Below are 20,245 nucleotides of genomic sequence, written 5' to 3'. Positions count from 1 at the left end.
AGTGTGGGCGTGCCCACTTCAGCCCCCGTGTTCGACGCGCTCGAGTCCACCTCGGCCGCCGTCGCCGCCATCGCGGATTCGCTTCCCGACTGGTCGATCGCCACGCCCGCCGAGGGCTGGACCGTCGCCCACCAGGTCGCCCACCTGACCTGGACCGACGAGGTCTCGCTCGTCGCCGCCACCGACCCCGACGGCTTCGCCGCGATCCTGAAGGACGCGATGGCGGACCCGATGGGTTTCGTCGACGCCGGCGCCGCCGAGCTGGCCACGGACCCGGACCTCCGCGCGCGCTGGGACCGCGGTCGCGCCGCCCTCGCCGTCGCGCTCCGCGAGGCGGACCCCGGCACGCCGCTCCCCTGGTTCGGCCCGCCCATGCGGCCCGCCACCATGGCGAACGCCCGCCTCATGGAGACCTGGGCGCACGGCCTCGACATCGCCGACGCGGCCGGCACCGAACTGGACGCACCCGAGGCGCTCCCCCACGTCGCGAAGATCGCCTACAAGACCCGCGACTTCGCGTACACGGTGAACGGCGAGACGCCGCCGGCCGAGCCCTTCGACGTCTTCCTCGTCGCCGCCGACGGCGCGGAGATCACCTTCGGCCCCGGCGATGCCGCACAGCGCGTCACCGGCTCACTCGAGGACTTCTGCCGCCTCGCGACGCAGCGCATCAACGTCGCCGACACCGATCTCGTCGCCACGGGTGCGGACGCCGCCCACTGGCTCACCATCGCGCAGTGCTTCGCCGGCGCCCCCGGCACCGGCCGCGCCCCGCAGGAGGGACGTCCATGACCCGCACCATCAGCATCGCCAACGTCTCCGGCTTCTACGGCGACCGCGCCGCGGCGATCGGCGAGATGCTCGCCGGCCCGCGCGTCGACTACATCACCGGCGACTACCTCGCCGAGCTCACCATGCTCATCCTCGGCCGCGACCGGCTCAAGGACGCGGACCTCGGCTACGCCAAGACCTTCCTGCGGCACCTCACCCCCCACCTCGGCCTGCTCGCCGAGCGCGGCACCAAGGTCGTCGTCAATGCCGGCGGCCTCAACCCGGGCGGCCTCGCGGCCGCGGTCGAGAAGGCCGTCGCGGAGGCCGGCGTCGACCTCGCCGTGGGGTGGGTCGACGGTGACGACCTCGTCGCCCGGTCCGCCGACCTCGGCGTGCCGAACGCCGTGACCGCCAACGCCTACCTCGGTGCGTTCGGCATCGCCGATTGCCTCGCCGCGGGCGCCGACATCGTGATCACCGGCCGGGTCACCGACGCCTCCGTCATCCTCGGCCCGGCCATCGCCGAATTCGGCTGGCAGCGCACCGACTTCGACGCTCTCGCCGGCGCCGTCGCCGCGGGCCACATCATCGAGTGCGGCACGCAGGCCACGGGAGGCAACTACGCCTTCTTCGACCGTCACCCGATCGAGCAGCTGCTGCACCCCGGCTTCCCCATCGCCGAGATCGCCGCCGACGGCTCCTTCGCCATCACCAAGCAGCCCGGCACGGGCGGCGTGGTGGAGGTGGGCACCGTCACGGCGCAACTGCTCTACGAGGTCACGGGCCAGCGGTACGCGAACCCCGACGTGACGCTGCGGCTCGACTCCATGTCCCTCGCCCAGGACGGCCCGGACCGGGTGACCGTCACGGGCGTGCGCGGCGAGGCGCCGTCGACCACGACCAAGGTCGCGACCACCACGCTCGGCGGCTTCCGCAACGAGATCGCCTTCCTGCTCACCGGGATCGACGTCGAGCGCAAGGCCGCACTGCTGGAGGCACAGCTCCGCGACGCGCTCGACCGGACCGGCGGCGCACCGTCGGACCTGCAGTTCCGCCTGGCGCGCACCGATCATCCCGACGCCCCCACCGAGGCCGCGGCGTCGGCCACGCTGACGGTGGTCGCGTGGGACGCCGATCCGAACCGTGTCGGCCGCGCCTTCAGCTCCGCCGCCGTGGAACTCGCGCTCGCCACGTACCCCGGTGCCTCCCCGATGGCCCCGCCGTCGAGCGGCGGCCCCTACGGTGTGTACCGCGCGGTCTACGTACCGAACGGTGACGTCCCCCACCGCGCCCACCGGCCCGACGGCACCGTCGTCGACATCGCGCCGCCCGAGGTCGTCCAGGAGCTCGTCACGGATCCGTCCCAGCCGGGCGAGGACACGGTGCGCCCCGTCGGCCCGACGGTCCGCGTCCCGCTCGGCACGGTCTTCGGCGCGCGCAGCGGCGACAAGGGCGGCAGCGCGAACGTCGGCGTCTGGGCGGAGTCCGATGCGGGGTACGAATGGCTCCGCAGTAACCTGACCGAACAGGCTCTGCGCGAACTCCTTCCGGAGGCCGCGGACCTTCCCGTCCGCCGCTACGAACTGCCCAACCTCAAGGCCCTCAACTTCGTCATCGAGGATCTGCTCGGCAAGGGCGTCGCCCACGGCTACCGGTTCGACCCGCAGGCCAAGGGCGTCGGCGAGTGGCTGCGGGGCCGCTACGTCGACCTGCCCACCGGCCTGCTCCCCGCCGGCCACACCACGAAGGAGATCGCATGACCAGCCTGTGGGAGTCCGACGAGCGGCTCGCGCTGCGGAAGACGGTGACCGCGTTCACCGAACGTGAGATCCTGCCGAACCTGGACGAGTGGGAGGCCGGCGGGTTGCTCCCCCGCGAACTCCACAAGAAGGCGGGCGACCTCGGCCTCCTCGGCGTCTCCTTCCCCGAGTCGGTGGGCGGCGGCGACGGCGACCCCCGCGACGCGCTCATCGTGTGCGAGGCGATGCACGAGGCGGGCGGCTCCGGTGGCCTGTTCGCGTCGCTGTTCACCTGCGGGATCTCGGTGCCGCACATCATCCTCGCCGGCACCGACGAGCAGAAGCAGAAGTGGGTGGCCCCGGTCCTCGCCGGCGACAGGATCAGCTCACTCGGTATCACCGAGCCCGGCGGCGGCTCCGACGTGGGACACCTCACGACCACCGCCCGCAAGGACGGCGACCACTACATCGTCAACGGCGCCAAGACGTTCATCACCTCCGGCATCCGCGCGGACTGGGTGGTCACAGCGGTCCGCACGGGCGGCGAGGGCGCCGGCGGGATCAGCCTGCTGGTGATCCCCAAGGGCCTGGACGGATTCGAGGTGAGCGCCCCACTGAAGAAGATGGGCTGGCACGCCTCGGACACCGCCGAGCTCTCCTTCACGGACGTCCGCGTCCCCGCCGAGAACCTCATCGGCCCCGAGGGCAGCGGTTTCCTCCTCATCGGCGCCGCCTTCGTCACCGAACGGCTCGCCCTCGCGGTGCAGGCCTACTCGCACGCGCAGCGCTGTCTCGACCTCACCCTCGACTGGGTCCGCGAGCGCGAGACCTTCGGCGCCCCGCTCATCACCCGGCAGGCCGTGCAGAACACGGTCACCGAGATGCGACGGAAGATCGAGGTCGCCCGCGTGTACAGCCGGCACGTCGCCGATCTGTACGCCGAGGCCCTCGAATCCGGCGGTCCCGCCGCCGCCGCGGAGCTCGTGCCGCAGGCGTGCTTCGCGAAGAACACCGCCGTCGAGTGCGGCGAGTGGGTCGCGAACGAGGCGGTGCAGCTCTTCGGCGGCCACGGCTACATGTCCGAGTACGAGGTCTCGCGCCATTACCGCGACGTCCGCATCCTCGGCATCGGCGGCGGCACCACCCAGATCCTCACCACGCTCGCGGCCAACCGACTCGGCTACAAGTGATCCCCCTCCCAGGCACCCACTCCGGTACCCACAACGGCAAAGGACTCCACTCATGACGGTGCTCCGCAGCACCCCCGCCCCCGACGCGGCCGCGTACCGCAAGACGATGCTCGACAAGCTGGCCGATCTCACCGCCGAATTCGACAAGGCCCTCGCGGGCGGCGGCGAGAAGTACGTGGAGCGGCACCGGGGGCGCGGCAAGCTGACGGCCCGGGAGCGCATCGACAGCGTGCTCGATCCCGCCTCCCCGTTCCTCGAGCTGATGCCGCTCGCCGCCTGGGGCAGTGACTTCCAGGTCGGCGCCTCCCTCGTCGGCGGCATCGGCGTCGTCGAGGGAGTCGAGGTGATGGTCGTCGCCAACGACCCGACCGTCAAGGGCGGCACCTCCAACCCGTGGACGCTGCGCAAGTCGCTGCGTCTCAACGACATCGCGAAGGAGAACCGCCTGCCGGTGCTCTCGCTGGTCGAGTCCGGCGGTGCCGATCTGCCGACGCAGAAGGAGGTGTTCGTCCCCGGCGGTGCGATGTTCCGCAACCTCACGCAGCTGTCGAAGGCGGGCATCCCCACGATCTCCGTGGTCTACGGCAACTCCACCGCGGGCGGCGCGTACATCCCCGGCATGAGCGATCACGTGGTGATGATCAAGGAGCGCTCCAAGGTCTTCCTCGCCGGACCTCCCCTGGTGAAGGCCGCGACGGGCGAGATCTCCGACGACGAGACGCTCGGCGGCGCCGAGATGCACTCGCGGACCTCGGGCCTCGGCGACTACCTCGCCACCGACGAGCTCGACGCGGCGCGGATCGCCCGCTCGATCGTCAAGCGACTCAACTGGCGCAAGCAGGGCACGGCACCGTCGAGCCTGGTCAAGCCCCCGCGCTACGACGCCGAGGGCCTGCTCGACATCGTCCCGGACGATCTGAAGATCCCCTTCGACCCGCGGGAGATCATCGCCCACATCGTCGACGACTCCGACTACGACGAGTTCAAGCCGCTGTACGGCGGTTCGCTCACCACCGGCTGGGCGAACCTGCACGGCTACCCCATCGGCATCCTCGCCAACGCCCGCGGTGTCCTGTTCTCCGAGGAGGCGCAGAAGGCCACGCAGTTCATCCAGTTGGCCAACCGCTACGACACGCCGCTCCTGTTCATCCACAACACCACCGGCTACATGGTGGGCGCGGAGTACGAGCGCGGCGGCATGATCAAGCACGGCTCGATGATGATCAACGCCGTCTCCAACTCCGAGGTCCCCCATCTCTCGCTGATCGCGGGCGCCTCCTACGGCGCCGGCCACTACGGCATGGCGGGCCGCGCCTTCAACCCGCGGTTCCTGTTCTCCTGGCCCAGTGCACGCTCGGCGGTCATGGGCGCCAAGCAGCTCGCGGACGTGGTGACCGAGGTGGCCGCGGCCTCCGCCGCGTCCCGCGGCCAGGCCATGGACCCCGCCTTCGTCGACGGCATGCGTACCGCGATCGAGACCCAGATCGACAAGGAGTCCCTGCCGGCCTTCATGTCCGGGATGCTCTACGACGACGGCATCATCGACCCCCGCGACACCCGCACGGTGCTCGGTATGGCGCTCTCCGCCATCAACAACGGCCCCGTCCACGGCACCGACGCCTTCGGCGTCTTCCGGATGTGAGAGAAGACATGACTGACACCACCTTCGATTCCGTCCTCGTCGCCAACCGCGGCGAGATCGCCCGCCGCGTCATCGCCGCGGCCCATGCCCGTGGCCTGCGCGCCGTCGCCGTCTACTCCGACCCGGATGCGAACGCGCCGCACGTCGCGGAGGCCGACGAGGCCGTGCGCCTGCCCGGCGAATCCCCGGCCGATACCTACCTGCAGGGCGAGAAGATCATCGCCGCGGCGAAGGCCACCGGCGCCCGGGCCATCCACCCCGGGTACGGCTTCCTCTCCGAGAACGCCGAGTTCGCCGCCGCGGTCCAGGCAGCGGGCATCGTCTGGATCGGGCCGTCCCCCGAGGCCATCACCGCGATGGGTTCCAAGGTGGCGGCGAAGGCCCGCCTCGCCGAGGCCGGCGTCCCCATGCTCACCAACCTGACCCCGGATCAGGTGTCCGACGGCGACTTCCCCGTCCTGGTCAAGGCCTCCGCCGGCGGCGGCGGCCGCGGCATGCGCGTGGTCCGTACCCGCGCCGAATTGCAGGACAACCTCGACGCCGCAGAGCGCGAGGCGAAGTCGGCGTTCGGGGACGGCACCGTGTTCTGCGAGCGCTACCTCGAGCGCGGCCGCCACATCGAGGTCCAGGTGATGGCCGACGCCCAGGGCACCGTCTGGGCGGTGGGCGAGCGCGAGTGCTCGATCCAACGCCGCCACCAGAAGGTCCTCGAGGAGGCCCCGTCGCCGCTGGTCGAGCGGCATCCGGCGATGCGGGCCGCCCTGTACGAGGCGGCGGCCAACGCCGCCAAGGCCATCGGCTACACCGGGGCGGGCACCGTCGAGTTCCTCGCCACCGACGCGGGCGAGTTCTTCTTCCTCGAGGTCAACACGCGCCTGCAGGTGGAACACCCGGTCACCGAGGCCACCACCGGGCTCGACCTCGTCGGACTGCAGTTCGACGTGGCCGCCGGCCTGCCGCTGCCCTCGCCCGAGCCTCCCGCCACGCGCGGCTGGGCCATCGAGGCCCGCCTCTACGCCGAGGACCCCGCCAACGATTGGCGGCCCGCGGCCGGCACGGTCCATCGCTTCGAGGTGCCCGGCGTCGTGAGCGAGTTCACCGGCCCGGACCGCCCCGGCATCCGGCTCGACAGCGCCCTCGCGCCGCGCGACAGCGTCGTGGAGGTCTTCTACGATCCGATGCTGGCCAAGGTGATCGGCTTCGCGCCAACCCGCGCGCAGGCCCTCGCGATCACCGAGGCCGCGCTGCGCAAGGCCGTCATCCACGGCATCACCACCAACCGCGACCTGCTGGTACGGGTCCTCGCGGACGCCGACTTCAAGGCCGGCGACTTCGCGACCGACTTCCTCACCGGCGACCGGTTGGACCGCCTCGCCGCGCCCCTGCTCGACGAGGCCGAGCTCGCCGAGGCCGCGTCGGCCGCCGGCGCGGTGCTGGACCGCCGGGGCGCCGCCGCGAGCCCGCTGCCGCACGTCGCGCCCGGCTGGCGCAACCTCGGCTCGCGCACCCTGGTGCCCGAGTTCCGCACGGCCGATGAGCGCGAGTTCCGCGCCGACAGCGGGCAGGTCGCGACCGTCACCGACGACGGCGTGAGCGCGCGCGTCGCCGTCGAGCGCGACGGGATCCGGCGCACCGTCGCCGTCACCACCTACTCCGGGGACCGCACCGTCGTGGAGGTGGAGACGGCGCGCGGCGCCGCGACGCTGACGCTCGTCGACCCGCTGCCCTCGGCGGACGCCGCCGCGGCCGCGGGATCCCTGCTCGCGCCAATGCCCGGCGTGATCACCCGGATCGGCTCCCAGGTGGGCGATTCCGTCACCACCGGGCAGCCCGTGCTGTGGATGGAGGCGATGAAGATGGAGCACGCCATCTCCGCCCCCGCCGACGGCGTCATCACCGCGATCGCGGTCGAGGTGGGCCAGAACATCGATGCCGGCGCCGTCGTCGCCGTGCTGGAAGATTCAGGAGACAACGAGGAATGAGCACCACCAGCATCGCTATGGATGTCATCGAGTCCGAGGAGCGCCAGGCGCTCCGGCAGACGGTCTCGGACCTGGGGAAGAAGTTCGGCCCCGAGTACATGCGCGAGAAGATCGCGGCCGGCGAGGGCCCGACCGAGCTCTGGAAGGCCGCGGGCGATCTCGGCCTCATCGGCGTGAACATCGCCGAGCAGTACGGCGGCGGCGGCGCCGGGATGTACGAGCTGGGCATCGTCGGCGAGGAGCTCGCCGCGGCCGGCTCGTCGCTGCTGATGCTGGTGGTCTCCCCCGCCATCAACGGCACCATCATCTCCAAGTTCGGCACCGAGGAGCAGAAGCAGCGCTGGCTGCCGGGCATCGCCTCCGGCGAGACCATCGCCGCCTTCGCGATCACCGAGCCCGATGCGGGCAGCAACAGCCACCGGATCACCACCACCGCCCGCCGCGACGGCTCCGACTGGATCATCTCCGGCCAGAAGACCTTCATCTCGGGGATCGAGCTCGCCGACGTGGTCCTCGTCGTCTCGCGCACCGAGGACGCGAAGACGGGCAAGCTGCGCCCCGCGCTGTTCCTCATGCCCACCGACTCGCCCGGCCTGCAGAAGACGAGGATCCCCATGGAGGTGGGGCTTCCGGAATCGCAGTGGACGCTGTTCTTCGACGACGTCCGGCTCCCGGCCGAGGCACTCGTCGGCGAGCCCGACGCCGCCATCGCGCAGCTGTTCGCGGGGCTCAATCCCGAGCGGATCATGGCCGCGGCGGGCGCCGTGGGCTCGGCCCGCTACGCGATCGACCGCGCCGTGGCGTACGCCAAGGAGCGCACCGTCTTCAAGGTCCCGATCGGCGCGCACCAGGCCATCGCACACCCCCTCGCCGAGCTCAAGGTCGAGACCGAACTGGCGAAGCTGATGTTGCAGAAGGCCGCGACCCTGTACGACGCCGGCCAGGAGTTCGCCGCCGCCGAGGCCGCGAACATGGCGAAGTTCGCCGGCGGCGAGGCGGGCGCGAAGGCCGTCGACCGGGCGATCCACTCGCTCGGTGGCAACGGCCTCACCACCGAGTACGGCCTCGCGCAGATGCTGGTGGCGTCGCGCCTGTTCCGCATCGCCCCGGTCAGCCGCGAGATGGTGCTCAACTTCATCTCCGAGCACTCGCTCGGCCTGCCCAAGAGCTACTAGGAGGCAGCCGATGACCGACGATTCCCTGGTCCGGTACGAGACGCGCGGCGGCGCCGCGTACCTCACGATCGACAGCCCGCACAACCGGAACGCGATCTCGCAGCGGCTGCTCGCCGACCTGAGCGCGGGTCTGGAGCGTGCCGCCGCGGACGACGCCGCCCGGGCGGTGGTGCTCACCCACACCGGCACGACGTTCTGCGCGGGCGCCGATCTCAAGGAGGCCGCGGCCAACGGGGCAGGGAGCGATCCGAAGTCGCGCACGCTGGCGATGATCGGCGCCATGCGCGGGATCATCGAGTGCCCGAAGCCGGTGATCGCCCAGGTCGACGGGCACGTCCGAGCCGGCGGCTTCGGCCTGATCGGCTCGTGCGACTTCGTGTTCGCGGGTCCCGGCGCGTCGTTCGCGGTCACGGAGACGCGGATCGGCGTCGCGCCGGCGATGGTCTCGCTGGTGCTGCTGCCGCACCTGCCCTCGCGGGTCGCCTCCACGCTGCTGCTCACCGGCCGGAAGTTCGACGGTGCCGAGGCCGCCGGCTACGGCCTGATCACCGCGGCGGTCGCCGATCCGGCGTCCGCGGTCGCGGAGCAGCTCCGCGAGCTGCAGCTGTGCAGCCCGCAGGGCTTGCGGGAGACCAAGCAGATCCTGTGGCACGACGTGCTGCGCTCCTTCGACGAGCGGGCGGACGCCCTGGGCGAGCAGTCGGCGCGACTGTTCGGTTCCCCGGAATCCGTCGAGGGGATCACGGCGTTCCTGCAGAAGCGCGCGCCGAGCTGGGCCGAACCGGCACCGGCGGAATAGGCTGCTGCTGATGACTCCCCTCCGCCCGCCCATCCGCGCACCCCAGCAGTCCCGCAGCCGGGAGACCCGGCAGCGTTTGCTGGAGACCACCATCGCGTCGCTCGCCGCACGCGGGTGGACGGCCACCACGGTGGGCAGCGTGGCACGGCAGGCGGGGGTCTCGCGGGGCGCCGCCCAGCATCACTTCCCCACTCGGGAGGATCTGATCAGCGCCGCGCTCGAGTACATGGGCGAGCAGCGGCTCGCGCAGGTGGCGCAGGCGGGTGCGGCGGTGCCCGAGGGGCCCGACCGTCCGTACGCGGTGGCGCGGCTCATCGTCGAGTACTACACGGACGACCTGTTCAAGGCCGCGCTGCACGTGTGGACGGCGGCCGCGAGCGACGACGCACTCCGCGAGCGGATGCTGCCCTTCGAGAACAAGCATTCCCGTGAGGTCTTCGCCCTCGCCATGCGCCTGCTCGGCGTGGACCGGGACGACGAGGAGGCCCGCCGGGCCGTGCAGGCCACGCTGGACCTCGCCCGCGGCCTCGGCCTCGCCGACCTGCTCTCCGACGATGCCGCCCGCCGCGAGCAGGTCGTCGACTTCTGGGGCCGGCAGCTGGCGGCGATCTTCGTCGCCCGCTGAGCGCGTCGCCGTGCTCGCTAGGCCTTGTCGAGGTAGTCGCCGCGGTCGCCGCCGAGGATGACCTCGTTCATGCTGCGCAGGGCCTCGTGGCGCTCGAGTTCGGGATCCTCGCCGACGATCTCGTAGGCGAGATCCCGCGCGGCCTGGAGCACGTCGCCGTCCTGCGCGAGGTCGAGGAAGCTCAGGCGCCGTGCGAGGCCGGACTGGTCCACGCCCAGGATGTCGCCGAAGCCGCGGTACTCGAGGTCGAGCTGCGCCAGCGCGAAGCCGTCGACGGTCTCGGCGACACGGTGCAGCCGCTCCAGCGTGCGCTCGGACCCGGTGGCGGTGAGGAGCAGGCACAGCCCCGGCAGCCCGCCGCGGCCGACGCGGCCACGGAGCTGATGCAGCTGACTGATGCCGAACCGGTCGGCGTCGCGCACCACCATCGTGGTCGCGTTCGCGACATCCACGCCGACCTCGATCACGGTCGTCGCCACCAGGATGTCGATCTCCCCGGCGGCGAACGACGCCATGATCTCCGACTTCTCCTCGGCGGGGAGCCGGCCGTGCAGCAGGGCGATCCGGTGCCGGCCGAGCGGGCCGGCGGCGAGCTGGTCGTACATCTCGATCGCGGAGACGGTCTTCGGCTTCTCCGCCTCGTCCGCGTTCGGCGCTCCGCGGGATGCGCTCCTCCCGGACGCCTTCGGTTCCGCCGCGGGTGCCTCGAAGTCGTAGTCCTCGTCGGTGAACCCGGCTTTGGCCTGCTCACCGGTCGCATCGTCGCCGATCCGCGGGCACACGACGTACACCTGGCGGCCGGCGCGGACCTCCTCGTCGACGCGCGCCCAGGCCCGGGCGACCCACGCCTCGCGGTCCTCGGGGACGACGGAGGTCTGGATCGGCTGCCGGCCGCGCGGCAGCTCCCGCAACACGGATGTCGCCATGTCGCCGAACTGCGCGAGGGCGACGGTGCGCGGAATCGGCGTCGCCGTCATCACCAGCAGGTGCGGCATCGACTCGTCGTCGGTGCTCTCCCCGGTGCCCTTGCGCCGCAGGCGGTCACGCTGCTCCACGCCGAACCGGTGCTGTTCGTCGACCACCACGAGCCCCAGCCGGAAGAACTCGACGGTGTCCTCCAGCAGTGCGTGCGTGCCGATCACGATGCCGGCCTCGCCGGTCACGATGCGCAGCAGCGCCGCCCGGCGCTGCTTGACGGTCATCGACCCCGTCAGCAGGGTCACCGTCGTCGCCGCGTCCGCCGCGCCCAGCTGGCCCGCCTCGGCCAGGTCGCCGAGCATCGCCGTGATGGACAGGAGGTGCTGCGTCGCCAGGACTTCCGTCGGCGCCAGGAGCACGGCCTGGTGCCCTGCATCCACCGCGGCGAGCATCGCCAGCAGCGCTACGAGGGTCTTGCCGGAGCCGACCTCGCCCTGCAGCAGCCGGGTCATCGGGTGGTCGCGGGCCATGTCGCCGAGGATCTCGGCCAGCACGCCCTCCTGCCCCGCGGTGAGCGCGAACGGGAGCCGCTCGCGCAGCCCGGCCTGCAGCGGACCGTCGGGCGCGTGCAACGGCGGCGCGCCGACGATGCCGACGTCGTGCGCCCGCCGGGCGAGGGCGGTCTCGATCGCGACGGCCTCGTCGAAGGCGAGGCGGCGGCGCGCCCGGTCGGCCTGCGCGCGACCGTCCGGCTTGTGCGCGGCGCGCACCGCGTCGTCGAGGCTCATGAGCCCGTGCAGCGCGAGGAACGCGGGCGGCAGTGATTCCGGCACCGGCGCGAGCCTTTTCAGGACGCTGTCCACCAGCGAGAGGATCAGCCACGTCGGCATGTTCTTGGTGCCGTGGTAGATCGGCACGGTGGGCTGCATCAACAGGCTCAGGTCGGCGAACTTGAGTCGTTTGGAACCGGCCTTGGTCGATCCCGCCTCGTTGGCGGCGAGCGCCTCGGCCGAGGTGATCGTGGTGTCCGGCAGGACCAGCCACTCGGGATGGGTGAGTTGCAGCTTGCCGTTGAACTCGCCGAGCCGGCCGATCAGCAGCAGTTGCCGGTCGGGCTGGATCGGCTTGGGCAGGTAGTTGAAAAAGGTCACCTCGTAGGCCCGGACCTTGTTCACCACCTGGACCCGGAACATCTTCTTGCCGCGATGATGCGGCTTCGGGGGCGTGATCGCGGTGACGGTGCCGATCACGACGATGTCGTCGCCGATGCGGGGTTCGGAGCGCCGCGTGCCGTCGTCCTCGACGGCGCCGCCCTCGTACCGGAACGGGAAGTGCCGCAGCAGGTCACCGACGGTGGCCAACCCGAGTTCGGCGGTCGCCACGTCGGCGATCTCGGGGTCGACGGCCTCCGCCAGCGGCGTCTGCAGCGTGAGGGTGCGCGCAGAGCTCATTCGACGCCGATCTCCATCACGCTCGCGGTCTGTCCGCCCCGGTAGCCGATCACCTCGACCTCGGGGCGGTCCGGCCGCAGGGCGGCGCTGACCCGGTCGGGGAAGTCGCCGTCGCCGGCCTCGCCCAGGAGGACCGTCACCATGTCGCCGCCCGTGGCCAGCAGCAGTTCGGCGAGCGCCTCGCCCGCGGAGTACTGGTCCTCCTCGAGAACCACCACCTCGCCTCCGACCATGCCCAGGTAGTCGCCGGGGCCGCAGGGGCCGAGGATCGTCAGCGCATCCTCGGTGACGGCGACGACCGAGCCGCACCGCGCACCGGCGGCGGCCTCCGCCATCGAGTAGGTGTCGTCGGCGGCGTGGCCGTTCGGCTCGTGCACCGCGAGCGCGGCGATCGCCTGCACCATCGACGAGGTCGGCAGCAGGGTCACGAGCACCCCCGATTCGCGGGACCGCGCCGCGACCGCCAGCAGTTCCGGGGTGGGGAGCGCGCCGTTCGGCATGAGCAGCACCTCGCGGCCCTCGAACCGGTGCAGTGCGGCCAGCAACTCCGCGTGGGTCATGCCGCCGTCGCAGCGGATCACCTCCGCCCCCGCGCTCGTGAACAGCTCCGCGGCACCGTCGCCGGAGACGAGCGCGACGATCGCGCGCGGCGCGTCCAGCAGTGCCTGCAGGGGCGTCTCCGCGTGGCCCGCCTCCTGCAGCACGTTGACGGCGATGCTGCGGAGTTTGCCGTGCCGCAGCCCGGCCTGGATCGCGGCACCGGGCTCTGTCGTGTGCGTGTGCACCGACCAGGTCGCGACGGGGTCCGGGTCGGCCGCGGCGACCACGACGACCGAGTCGCCGAAGGCCTGCAGCTCCGCCCGCAGCCGGTTCGCGGTGGCCTCGGTCGCGGCGGGGAGGAGGTACATGACCTCGTAGTCGGCGTGCGGACCGCGGGGCGGGTCGGCGTGCGCACCGTGATCGTGCGCGTGACCGTGCCCCTCCTCGACGTGCACCTGCACGTGCGGTGCCACCTGGCGGCCGAACCGGGGGCGCTCGGGCACGGTGCCGGACGTCACCTCGACGAGAGCGTCGAGCAGGACGAGCAGGCCGCGCCCGCCGGCGTCGACCACTCCGGCCGCGGCGTTGTCGGCGAGCTGGTCGCGCGTGCGCAGCAGGGCGTCGAAGGCGGCGTCCGCGGAACCGCGCGCGCAGGCGGCGAGGTCGCCCCCGCCGGAGAGGGCCGCCCCGGCCCCGTCGCCGGCGGCCCGCAGGACGGAGAGGATGGTGCCCTCGATCGGATCGGCGACCGCGGTGGTGACCAACTCGGTCGCGTTCCTCAGGCCGGTCGCCAGGCCCTCGGCGGTGAGGTCGGCGTCGGGACCGAGCTGCGCGGCCAGGCCCCGCATGATCTGCGAGACGATGACCCCCGAATTGCCCCGCGCCCCCGCCACCGCGCCGGCGACCGTGGCGCGGGCCACGGCGTGCGGCCCCTCGGCGCGGTCGGCCTCCTCGGCGGAGCGGGCGGCGGCGCGGAGAGTGACCAGCATGTTCGTGCCGGTATCCGCGTCCGCGACCGGGAACACGTTGAGCGTGTTGATCTCGTCGACGGCGCGCTCGAGTCCGAGGACGGCGCGCCGCAGCCAGGCCACCACCACGCGGCCGTCCTCCGCATTCGGTCCCGTCACGGGTGCCAGCCTAGTGGGCGCGCCCGCGCGGTACGGGCTCCGGAGCGGTTTGGCTCCGTCGCCGGGCTCGGCTATGCTTGCAGGGTTGCCTCGCGTCCGTGCGTGTCCTTCACGTCTGCGACCGCCGGGGCGAAGCACAGGTTTTCAACGATACGAGGAGTACACGACTATGGCTGCCGTCTGCGACGTCTGCGACAAGGGCCCCGGCTTCGGTAAGTCGGTCTCGCACTCGCACCGGCGTACCAACCGCCGGTGGAACCCGAACATCCAGACCGTGCGCGCCCAGGTCGCGCCCGGCCAGACCCGCCGGCTGAACGTGTGCACCTCGTGCATCAAGGCCGGCAAGGTCGTCCGCGGCTAGTACGCGACACCCACGCCACAAGGCCCGCGACCGTTTCGGTCGCGGGCCTTGTGGCGTCCGCCGTCCTCGTGATCCGCACTCGGCCGTCGCCGAGCGCCCACCACCGCGCCGCGAGGCGCTTGCCGGACCATTTATGTATTGATACATTCGGTGGTGTATCGACACACATGCGGAAGCCGGAGCGCACCCGGACGGAGGCAGTCATGACGCTGGTGTGGATCATCCTTCTCCTCGGCATGGTCGGGCGGCAGGCGAACGCCGTCTACGGCACGACGGGCCGGCGCGCGCCGGAGCCGACGCTGTACACCGGGCTCGTCATCGCTGCACCGTTCGTGGTTCTGGCCGCGGCGTCCTGGGGGAACACGGAGCTGTGGTGGGCGGGAGCCCTGATCGCCTTCGCCGGCGGGACGGTGATCGGCGAATTGATCTCCGTGCTGCGAAGGACGAAGGCTGCCCCCGGGCGGCGGGTCGCCCTCGGGGTCGGAGTCACCGCGCACGACTACCTGCCGCGGATGAACCTCACCACCATGCGCGCGGCCCCCGCCGTCGTGGTGGCGGTCGGGGTCGGCACGGTCCTGCTCGTGCGCTGGCCGGCCCATCACACCGACTCGGGACTCAGCGTCGCACTGCCGGTCGCGATCGGCGCCTCCGCCGTCGCGGTCATCGGATGGATCTGTGCCGAACTCGGCGTCCGCGCCGTCGTCGGGCACCCGCTGCGCGCGGACACGCCGGAGGACCTCCGGGCGGCGAACCGCGCCCGAGCGCGGTACCTGGTCCGGTTCACCAACCTGGTCCCCGCCTACGCCGTCGTCGCGGTCGTGCTGTGGCTCGCCTACGCGGCGGACGCTCTGCTCAAGGCCAATTCCGCGCCGTATCCGGCTGACGCGCAACTCGCCGGGTACGCCATCCTCGTCCTGTGCGGGGCCGCGGCATCCGCGCTCGCCGTGGGACTGGTGGTCTCCGCACGCGCCGAGAAGGACGGTACGCACGGCCCGCGCGGTGCCCTCTCGCGATGATCGTCTACGACCCGGACTCCCCCACCCCGGCCTTCGAACAGATCCGTTCGCAGATCGCGGCCGCCGCGGCGAGCGGCGCGCTCGCGCCGGGCACCCGGCTCCCGTCGGTGCGGCGCCTCGCCGCGGACCTCGACATCGCCCCCAACACCGTGGCCCGCGCCTACCGCGAGCTGGAGCAGTCCGGCGTCGTCGTCACGCGCGGTCGGGGCGGAACCGTCGTGGCCGATGCGTCGGCGGCCCCCGCGGCACGCGCGCATGCCTTCGTCGCCGAGATGCGGTCCCTGGGCGTGCCCCGTGCGACGATCCTCGGTCTCGTCGAGGACGCCCTGAGCACTCCCGCGACGATGCATCGCTGATTCCGGCGCCGAACCTCTCAGGGAACCTGCGCGAGGTGCGGCAGCCGCCAGTCCACGGGATCGGCGCCCAGGGCGACCAACGCCTCGTTGGCCTTCGAGAAGGGGCGGGATCCGAAGAAGCCCCGCGACGCGGACAACGGCGACGGGTGCACCGACTCGATCCGCGGAGCGTCCCCGAGGCGCGGCCCGAGCGACGCCGCGTCGCGGCCCCACAGGATCGCCACCAGTGGAGCGTCGCGCGCGACCAGCGCGTCGATGGCGCACTCGGTCACCTTCTCCCAGCCCTTCCCACGGTGTGAGGCGGGCGTCCCCGGACGCACGGTGAGGACGCGGTTGAGCAGCAGCACGCCCTGCTCGGTCCACGGCGAGAGGTCGCCGTTGGCGGGCATCGGCAGGCCGAGATCGTCGCAGTACTCGCGGTAGATGTTCTGCAGGCTGCGCGGGACCGGTCGCACCGCCGGGTCGACCGAGAAGGACAGTCCCACGGCGTGCCCGGGCGTCGGATACGGGTCCTGGCCGACGATGAGCACGCGCACGTCGGCGAACGGCTGCCGGAAGGCGCGCAGCACGTTGGCGCCGGCGGGCAGGTACCCCCGCCCGGAGGCGTTCTCGGCGCGCAGGAAGTCGCCGAGCGCGGCGATCTCGTCGGCGACGGGCGCGAGCGCCTCCGCCCATCCCGCCTCGACGCTGTCCGCCAGTGGTCTCGCCGTCATCGCGCGTCCTCCTCTGCCTCGGTGAAGGTGTTCCAGCCGCCGCCGGCCGGCCCGGCGTCGCCGTCGACGGTGACGGTGCCCGCGGGCCGTTCGCCGGGCTCGGCGGCCGTGCCGATGGCGCGCCATCCGCCCGGGAGAGGGCTCCCCGCGGGGAACGTCGCGAGCAGTGCGTGATCCTCGCCGCCCGTGCGGACCCACCGGTCGGCGTCGGCGCCGAGCGCGGCGGCGCAGGCGGTCAGCTCGGCGTCGGGCGCGAGGAGCGCACCGTCGAGCGCGATCGTCACGCCCGAGGCCCGGGCGAGGGCGCGGGCGTCCCGGAGCAGTCCGTCGGAGACGTCGGTGAGGGCGGTCGCGCCGGCGTCGGCGGCCTGCGGCCCGGCGGCGAGCGGAGGGGCCGGGCAGCGGTAGGTCTCGACGAGCCCGTCGAAACCGTCGTACCCCGCGAGGAGGACGTCCAGGCCCGCGGCGGAGTGTCCGAGCGTGCCGCGGACGGCGACCACGTCGCCCGGCCGCGCGCCCGAGAGCAGCACCGGTTCCCTGCCCTGGAGGTCGCCGAGGACGGTGACCGCGAGCAGCACCTGGTCGGTGCGCACCACGTCTCCCCCGGCGATCGCGCCGCCCGCCTCCGCGGCGCCGAGCGTGGTGCCCCGAGCGATACCCGCGATCACGTCCTCGCCCGTCTCCGACGGACAGCCCAGCGTCACGGTGAAGGCGGTGCACACGGCGCCCATCGCCGCGATATCGGCGGCGTTCTGCGCGATCGCGCGCCGGCCCACGTGCTCGGGCGTGGTCAGCTCGAACCGGAAGTGCCGGCCCTCGACGAGCGCGTCCGAGGAGACCACCGTCCGGCCGTCGGGGGCGACGACGACCGCAGCGTCGTCGCCCGGGCCGACCGGTACCCGCGGATCGGGGCGCACACCGCCGGTGGCCAGCGCGATCACGCCGTCCTCCCCCAGTTCGGCCACGGTGCGCACGCGGGTGTGCGCAGGGCTGTCCGGCTCCTCTGATGTCATCGCGGCTACCGTATCGGACGTGAGCGATGCAGACGACCAGACCACCGCGGCGCCGGGCACGACGGAGCGCCGCAGCCCCGCCTTCCTCGCGACGGCGGTGGCGCTGCCGCTCGCGGTGGTCGCGTGCTTCGTCGTCTTCCTGGTGCTCGCGCAGCAGAAGCAGGGCGAGGCCCGCGACGCGGCGGAGGCCGGCCACCTGAAGTCGATCGCGGCGCCGTCGTCCGGCGACGGGGCGTGCGCGAAGCTGCTCGGCGCGATCCCCGCCGACCTCGACGGCTTCCGCCGCACCGGCGACGACGAGCCCGGGGGCTTCGCCCGCTGGAGCGGCGAGAAGGCCGGGGCCGTCGAGGTGCGATGCGGCACCGACCGTCCCGCCGACCTGTCCGCGACGTCGAAGCTGCAGATCATCAACGGAGTGCAGTGGCTGCAGGCGACTCCCGCGGGCGCCCCCGCTCCCGACGGCGGCAGCTACTGGACCGCCGTGGATCATCGCCCGTACGTCACCCTGTGGGTGCCCGACGGTGCCGGTACCTCGGCCGTGCAGGCGACGTCGGACGCGATCCGCGAGCACCTGCAGGCCGCCTCGCTCGACCTGGGTAGGTAGCCCGCTCCCGCTCCGCCGTCAGCGGAGGCCGGTGCCCCGGGCGAGGGCGGTCTCGATGAGCACGGTGAGCAGTTCGGCGTAGCCGACGCCGGACTCGGCCCACATCCGCGGGTACATCGACGTCGACGTGAAGCCCGGCATGGTGTTGACCTCGTTGATCACCGGGCCGTCGGGGGTCTGGAAGAAGTCGACGCGGGCGAGGCCCTGGCCGTCGAAGGCGTGGAAGGCGCGCACCGCGAGGTCGCGGATCGCCGCCGCCTGCTCCTCGGTGAGGTTCGCGGGCACGGTGTACCGGGCGCGGTCGTCGAGGTACTTGGTCTCGAAGTCGTAGAAGGAGTGCTCGGCGTCGGCCGCCATCTCGATCTCGGCGATCGCCGATGCGGCGACGTCGCCGTCGGGCCGTTCGAGGACGCCGATCTCGACCTCGCGGCCGATCACGGCCGCCTCGATGATCACCTTCGGGTCCCACTTCCGGGCCTCGGCGATCGCGGCGGGGAGCTCGGTCAGGTCGGTCACCCGGGTGATGCCGATCGACGAGCCGCCGCGGGCGGGCTTGACGAAGAGCGGCAGGCCCAGGCGGTGCAGGACGTCCGGCGGGACCTCGGTGTCGCGCTGGCGGAGTACGTGGAAGTCGCCGACGGGCAGGCCGTCGGCGGCGAGCAGCTTCTTCGCGAACTCCTTGTCCATTCCCGCGGCCGAGGCGAGGACGCCCGCGCCGACGTAGGGCACGCCCACCATCTCCAGCAGGCCCTGCAGCGTGCCGTCCTCGCCGTACGGGCCGTGCAGCACGGGGAAGACGACGTCGACGCTCCCGAGCACGGACCCCGCCGCGTCGGCGTCCACGGATACCAGTTCGGCGCCGGGGAGCAGGGCGAGGTCCGTGGGGCCCTCGGGCACGCTGGGCAGGCTGCGGTCCGTAAAGCGCAGCGCGTCGGCGTCACCGTCGGAGAGCACCCACGAGCCCGCCTGGGTGATGCCGACGGGGACCACCTGGTAGCGCTCGGGGTCGAGGTGGGCGAGGATGCTGCCCGCCGAAACGCACGAGACCGCGTGCTCGCTGCTGCGCCCGCCGAAGACCACTGCCACCCTGATTCGCTCCGTCACGGTCGCCCACCTTACGTGTCGCCGGATCGGAGGGCCACGTGGTTACCGCGTCGGCTACTCGGCGTCGTTGGGCCGCCATTCGCCGCCGACGTCGCGGTTGAGCAGGTCGTCCATGGCCCGGGAGACGGGCACCCCGTCGTAGCAGACGGCGCGCACGGCCTCGGTGAGCGGCATCTCGACCCCGACGCGGCGTGCCAGGTCCGCGATGGAGATGCACGACTTGGCGCCCTCGGCGACCTGGCCGTGCGCGGCGGCCTGCGCCTGTTCCACCGTCATGCCCTGTCCGAGGCGCGCGCCGAAGCTGAAGTTGCGGGACTGGGGCGAGCTGCACGTCGCGACCAGATCGCCCACGCCGGCGAGCCCAGCCAGGGTCAGCGGCTGGGCCCCGAGCGCCGTGCCGAGGCGCAGCGTCTCGGCGAGGCCGCGGGTGATGATCGCCGCGCGCGAGTTCTCGCCCAGGTCGATGCCGGAGGCGATACCGCAGACGAGGGCGATGACGTTCTTGGTGGCGCCGCCGATCTCGCAGCCGACGACGTCGTCGCTCGTGTAGGGACGGAAGTAGTCGGTCCGGACGAGGTACTGGGTACTGGAGGCCCGGTCGGCGTTGTCGGAGGCGACGACGGCGAGGGTGGGCTGTCCCTTCGCGATCTCCTTGGCGAAGTTCGGACCGGTGAGCACGGCGAGGCGGTCCCGGTCGATGCCAGCGGCGTCGACGACGACCTCACTCATCCGGTCCAGCGTCCCGATCTCGATGCCCTTGGCCAGGTTGACGACGGTGATGTCCGGCGGGATGAGGTGGCCCCAGTCGCGCAGGTTCGCGCGCAGCGACTGCGATGGGACGGCGAGCACCACGAGCCCCGCCCCGCGCATCGCCTCCTCCGGATCGTGTGTCGCGGTGAGGTTCTCGGGGAGCACCCCCTCCGGGAGGTACTGGGCGTTGATCCTGGTGTCGTTGATCTGATCGGCGACCTCCTGCCGCCGGCACCACATCCGGACGCGGTGCGGCTCCGGACGGGTGGCCTCCGCGAAGACCTTCGCCATCGCGGTTCCGAACGACCCCGCCCCCATCACCGCAACGTCGACCATCCGAGACCCCTCCTCGCAGCGCACCGGTCCCAC

18 protein-coding genes are annotated in these 20,245 nt (G+C 72.5%); 12 read left to right on the top strand and 6 right to left on the bottom strand.

Annotation, left to right across the window (positions count from 1 at the left end):
* Nucleotides 1-9 precede the first annotated feature (9 nt).
* Genes ELY19_RS15195 through ELY19_RS15160 form a run of 8 tightly spaced genes read left to right on the top strand, consistent with a single transcriptional unit; the run spans nt 10 to nt 9,923 of the window.
* Nucleotides 10-792, top strand: coding sequence for a TIGR03084 family metal-binding protein (locus ELY19_RS15195; protein ID WP_126196967.1), 783 nt, complete (start codon nt 10-12; stop codon nt 790-792).
* Nucleotides 789-2,531: an acyclic terpene utilization AtuA family protein gene (locus ELY19_RS15190; RefSeq protein WP_126196966.1), complete on the top strand. Its 1,743-nt coding sequence runs from the start codon at nt 789-791 to the stop codon at nt 2,529-2,531. The genes ELY19_RS15195 and ELY19_RS15190 overlap by 4 nt, the downstream gene beginning before the upstream one ends.
* A complete protein-coding gene (locus ELY19_RS15185) occupies nt 2,528-3,700 on the top strand; it encodes an acyl-CoA dehydrogenase family protein (RefSeq protein WP_126196965.1) in 1,173 nt (390 codons plus the stop codon). The genes ELY19_RS15190 and ELY19_RS15185 overlap by 4 nt, the downstream gene beginning before the upstream one ends.
* A 52-nt stretch (nt 3,701-3,752) precedes the next feature.
* Nucleotides 3,753-5,342, top strand: coding sequence for an acyl-CoA carboxylase subunit beta (locus tag ELY19_RS15180; protein ID WP_126196964.1), 1,590 nt, complete (start codon nt 3,753-3,755; stop codon nt 5,340-5,342).
* A gap of 8 nt (nt 5,343-5,350) precedes the next feature.
* Nucleotides 5,351-7,324: an ATP-binding protein gene (locus ELY19_RS15175; protein WP_126196963.1), complete on the top strand. Its 1,974-nt coding sequence runs from the start codon at nt 5,351-5,353 to the stop codon at nt 7,322-7,324.
* A gap of 17 nt (nt 7,325-7,341) precedes the next feature.
* Nucleotides 7,342-8,499 carry an acyl-CoA dehydrogenase family protein gene (locus ELY19_RS15170; protein ID WP_164711721.1) on the top strand — a complete coding sequence of 386 codons (1,158 nt, stop codon included), beginning with the start codon at nt 7,342-7,344 and terminating at the stop codon, nt 8,497-8,499.
* Between the two features lie 10 nt (nt 8,500-8,509).
* Nucleotides 8,510-9,298 carry an enoyl-CoA hydratase family protein gene (locus ELY19_RS15165; RefSeq protein ID WP_126196961.1) on the top strand — a complete coding sequence of 263 codons (789 nt, stop codon included), beginning with the start codon at nt 8,510-8,512 and terminating at the stop codon, nt 9,296-9,298.
* Nucleotides 9,299-9,308: 10 nt separating this feature from the next.
* Nucleotides 9,309-9,923 (top strand): TetR/AcrR family transcriptional regulator, encoded by a 615-nt coding sequence (locus ELY19_RS15160; protein ID WP_197715902.1) that lies wholly within the window; start codon nt 9,309-9,311, stop codon nt 9,921-9,923.
* A gap of 17 nt (nt 9,924-9,940) precedes the next feature.
* On the opposite strand, the gene ELY19_RS15155 is transcribed toward ELY19_RS15160, so the two are convergent.
* Nucleotides 9,941-12,292 carry an ATP-dependent DNA helicase RecG gene (locus tag ELY19_RS15155; protein WP_126196960.1) on the bottom strand — a complete coding sequence of 784 codons (2,352 nt, stop codon included), beginning with the start codon at nt 12,290-12,292 and terminating at the stop codon, nt 9,941-9,943.
* Nucleotides 12,289-13,959, bottom strand: a complete 1,671-nt coding sequence (fakA, locus tag ELY19_RS15150) for a fatty acid kinase ATP-binding subunit FakA (protein ID WP_164711613.1) — start codon at nt 13,957-13,959, stop codon at nt 12,289-12,291. Before fakA ends, ELY19_RS15155 begins: the two co-directional genes overlap by 4 nt.
* 169 nt (nt 13,960-14,128) lie before the next feature.
* Between fakA and rpmB the strand changes: the two genes are divergently transcribed.
* The 3 genes from rpmB (at nt 14,129) to ELY19_RS15135 (ending at nt 15,692) form a co-directional block, all read left to right on the top strand.
* On the top strand, nt 14,129-14,320 hold the full coding sequence (gene rpmB, locus ELY19_RS15145) for a 50S ribosomal protein L28 (protein WP_068521417.1): 192 nt from the start codon (nt 14,129-14,131) through the stop codon (nt 14,318-14,320).
* 203 nt (nt 14,321-14,523) lie between these two features.
* Nucleotides 14,524-15,336, top strand: a complete 813-nt coding sequence (locus ELY19_RS15140; RefSeq protein ID WP_126196958.1) for a hypothetical protein — start codon at nt 14,524-14,526, stop codon at nt 15,334-15,336.
* A complete protein-coding gene (locus ELY19_RS15135) occupies nt 15,333-15,692 on the top strand; it encodes a GntR family transcriptional regulator (protein WP_126196957.1) in 360 nt (119 codons plus the stop codon). The genes ELY19_RS15140 and ELY19_RS15135 overlap by 4 nt, the downstream gene beginning before the upstream one ends.
* A 17-nt stretch (nt 15,693-15,709) precedes the next feature.
* On the opposite strand, the gene ELY19_RS15130 is transcribed toward ELY19_RS15135, so the two are convergent.
* Both ELY19_RS15130 and ELY19_RS15125 read right to left on the bottom strand, forming a co-directional pair.
* Nucleotides 15,710-16,405: a uracil-DNA glycosylase gene (locus tag ELY19_RS15130; RefSeq protein ID WP_126196956.1), complete on the bottom strand. Its 696-nt coding sequence runs from the start codon at nt 16,403-16,405 to the stop codon at nt 15,710-15,712.
* On the bottom strand, nt 16,402-17,418 hold the full coding sequence (locus ELY19_RS15125) for a thiamine-phosphate kinase (protein ID WP_126196955.1): 1,017 nt from the start codon (nt 17,416-17,418) through the stop codon (nt 16,402-16,404). Before ELY19_RS15125 ends, ELY19_RS15130 begins: the two co-directional genes overlap by 4 nt.
* Nucleotides 17,419-17,437: 19 nt before the next feature.
* Between ELY19_RS15125 and ELY19_RS15120 the strand changes: the two genes are divergently transcribed.
* Complete coding sequence (locus tag ELY19_RS15120; RefSeq protein ID WP_164711612.1) at nt 17,438-18,022, top strand: DUF3515 domain-containing protein; 585 nt, start codon at nt 17,438-17,440, stop codon at nt 18,020-18,022.
* Nucleotides 18,023-18,040: 18 nt separating this feature from the next.
* Here the strand turns inward: ELY19_RS15120 and ELY19_RS15115 are convergent, their stop codons facing one another.
* On the bottom strand, nt 18,041-19,126 hold the full coding sequence (locus ELY19_RS15115; protein ID WP_126196953.1) for a D-alanine--D-alanine ligase family protein: 1,086 nt from the start codon (nt 19,124-19,126) through the stop codon (nt 18,041-18,043).
* A 54-nt stretch (nt 19,127-19,180) separates the two neighbouring features.
* A complete protein-coding gene (locus tag ELY19_RS15110) occupies nt 19,181-20,212 on the bottom strand; it encodes an NAD(P)H-dependent glycerol-3-phosphate dehydrogenase (protein WP_126196952.1) in 1,032 nt (343 codons plus the stop codon).
* Nucleotides 20,213-20,245 lie beyond the last annotated feature (33 nt).

It is taken from the genome of Tsukamurella paurometabola (assembly GCF_900631615.1).
Lineage (GTDB): Bacteria > Actinomycetota > Actinomycetes > Mycobacteriales > Mycobacteriaceae > Tsukamurella > Tsukamurella paurometabola_A.
This window is presented reverse-complemented; position numbering and strand designations above follow the sequence as displayed.

Coding starts and splice junctions, on each gene's coding strand:
- ELY19_RS15190 (WP_126196966.1), top strand. CDS start 789: ATGACCCGCACCATCAGCATCGCCAACGTCTCCGGCTTCTACGGCGAC.
- ELY19_RS15185 (WP_126196965.1), top strand. CDS start 2,528: ATGACCAGCCTGTGGGAGTCCGACGAGCGGCTCGCGCTGCGGAAGACG.
- ELY19_RS15180 (WP_126196964.1), top strand. CDS start 3,753: ATGACGGTGCTCCGCAGCACCCCCGCCCCCGACGCGGCCGCGTACCGC.
- ELY19_RS15175 (WP_126196963.1), top strand. CDS start 5,351: ATGACTGACACCACCTTCGATTCCGTCCTCGTCGCCAACCGCGGCGAG.
- ELY19_RS15170 (WP_164711721.1), top strand. CDS start 7,342: ATGGATGTCATCGAGTCCGAGGAGCGCCAGGCGCTCCGGCAGACGGTC.
- ELY19_RS15165 (WP_126196961.1), top strand. CDS start 8,510: ATGACCGACGATTCCCTGGTCCGGTACGAGACGCGCGGCGGCGCCGCG.
- ELY19_RS15160 (WP_197715902.1), top strand. CDS start 9,309: ATGACTCCCCTCCGCCCGCCCATCCGCGCACCCCAGCAGTCCCGCAGC.
- ELY19_RS15155 (WP_126196960.1), bottom strand. CDS start 12,292: ATGAGCTCTGCGCGCACCCTCACGCTGCAGACGCCGCTGGCGGAGGCC.
- rpmB (WP_068521417.1), top strand. CDS start 14,129: ATGGCTGCCGTCTGCGACGTCTGCGACAAGGGCCCCGGCTTCGGTAAG.
- ELY19_RS15140 (WP_126196958.1), top strand. CDS start 14,524: ATGACGCTGGTGTGGATCATCCTTCTCCTCGGCATGGTCGGGCGGCAG.
- ELY19_RS15135 (WP_126196957.1), top strand. CDS start 15,333: ATGATCGTCTACGACCCGGACTCCCCCACCCCGGCCTTCGAACAGATC.
- ELY19_RS15130 (WP_126196956.1), bottom strand. CDS start 16,405: ATGACGGCGAGACCACTGGCGGACAGCGTCGAGGCGGGATGGGCGGAG.
- ELY19_RS15125 (WP_126196955.1), bottom strand. CDS start 17,418: ATGACATCAGAGGAGCCGGACAGCCCTGCGCACACCCGCGTGCGCACC.
- ELY19_RS15110 (WP_126196952.1), bottom strand. CDS start 20,212: ATGGTCGACGTTGCGGTGATGGGGGCGGGGTCGTTCGGAACCGCGATG.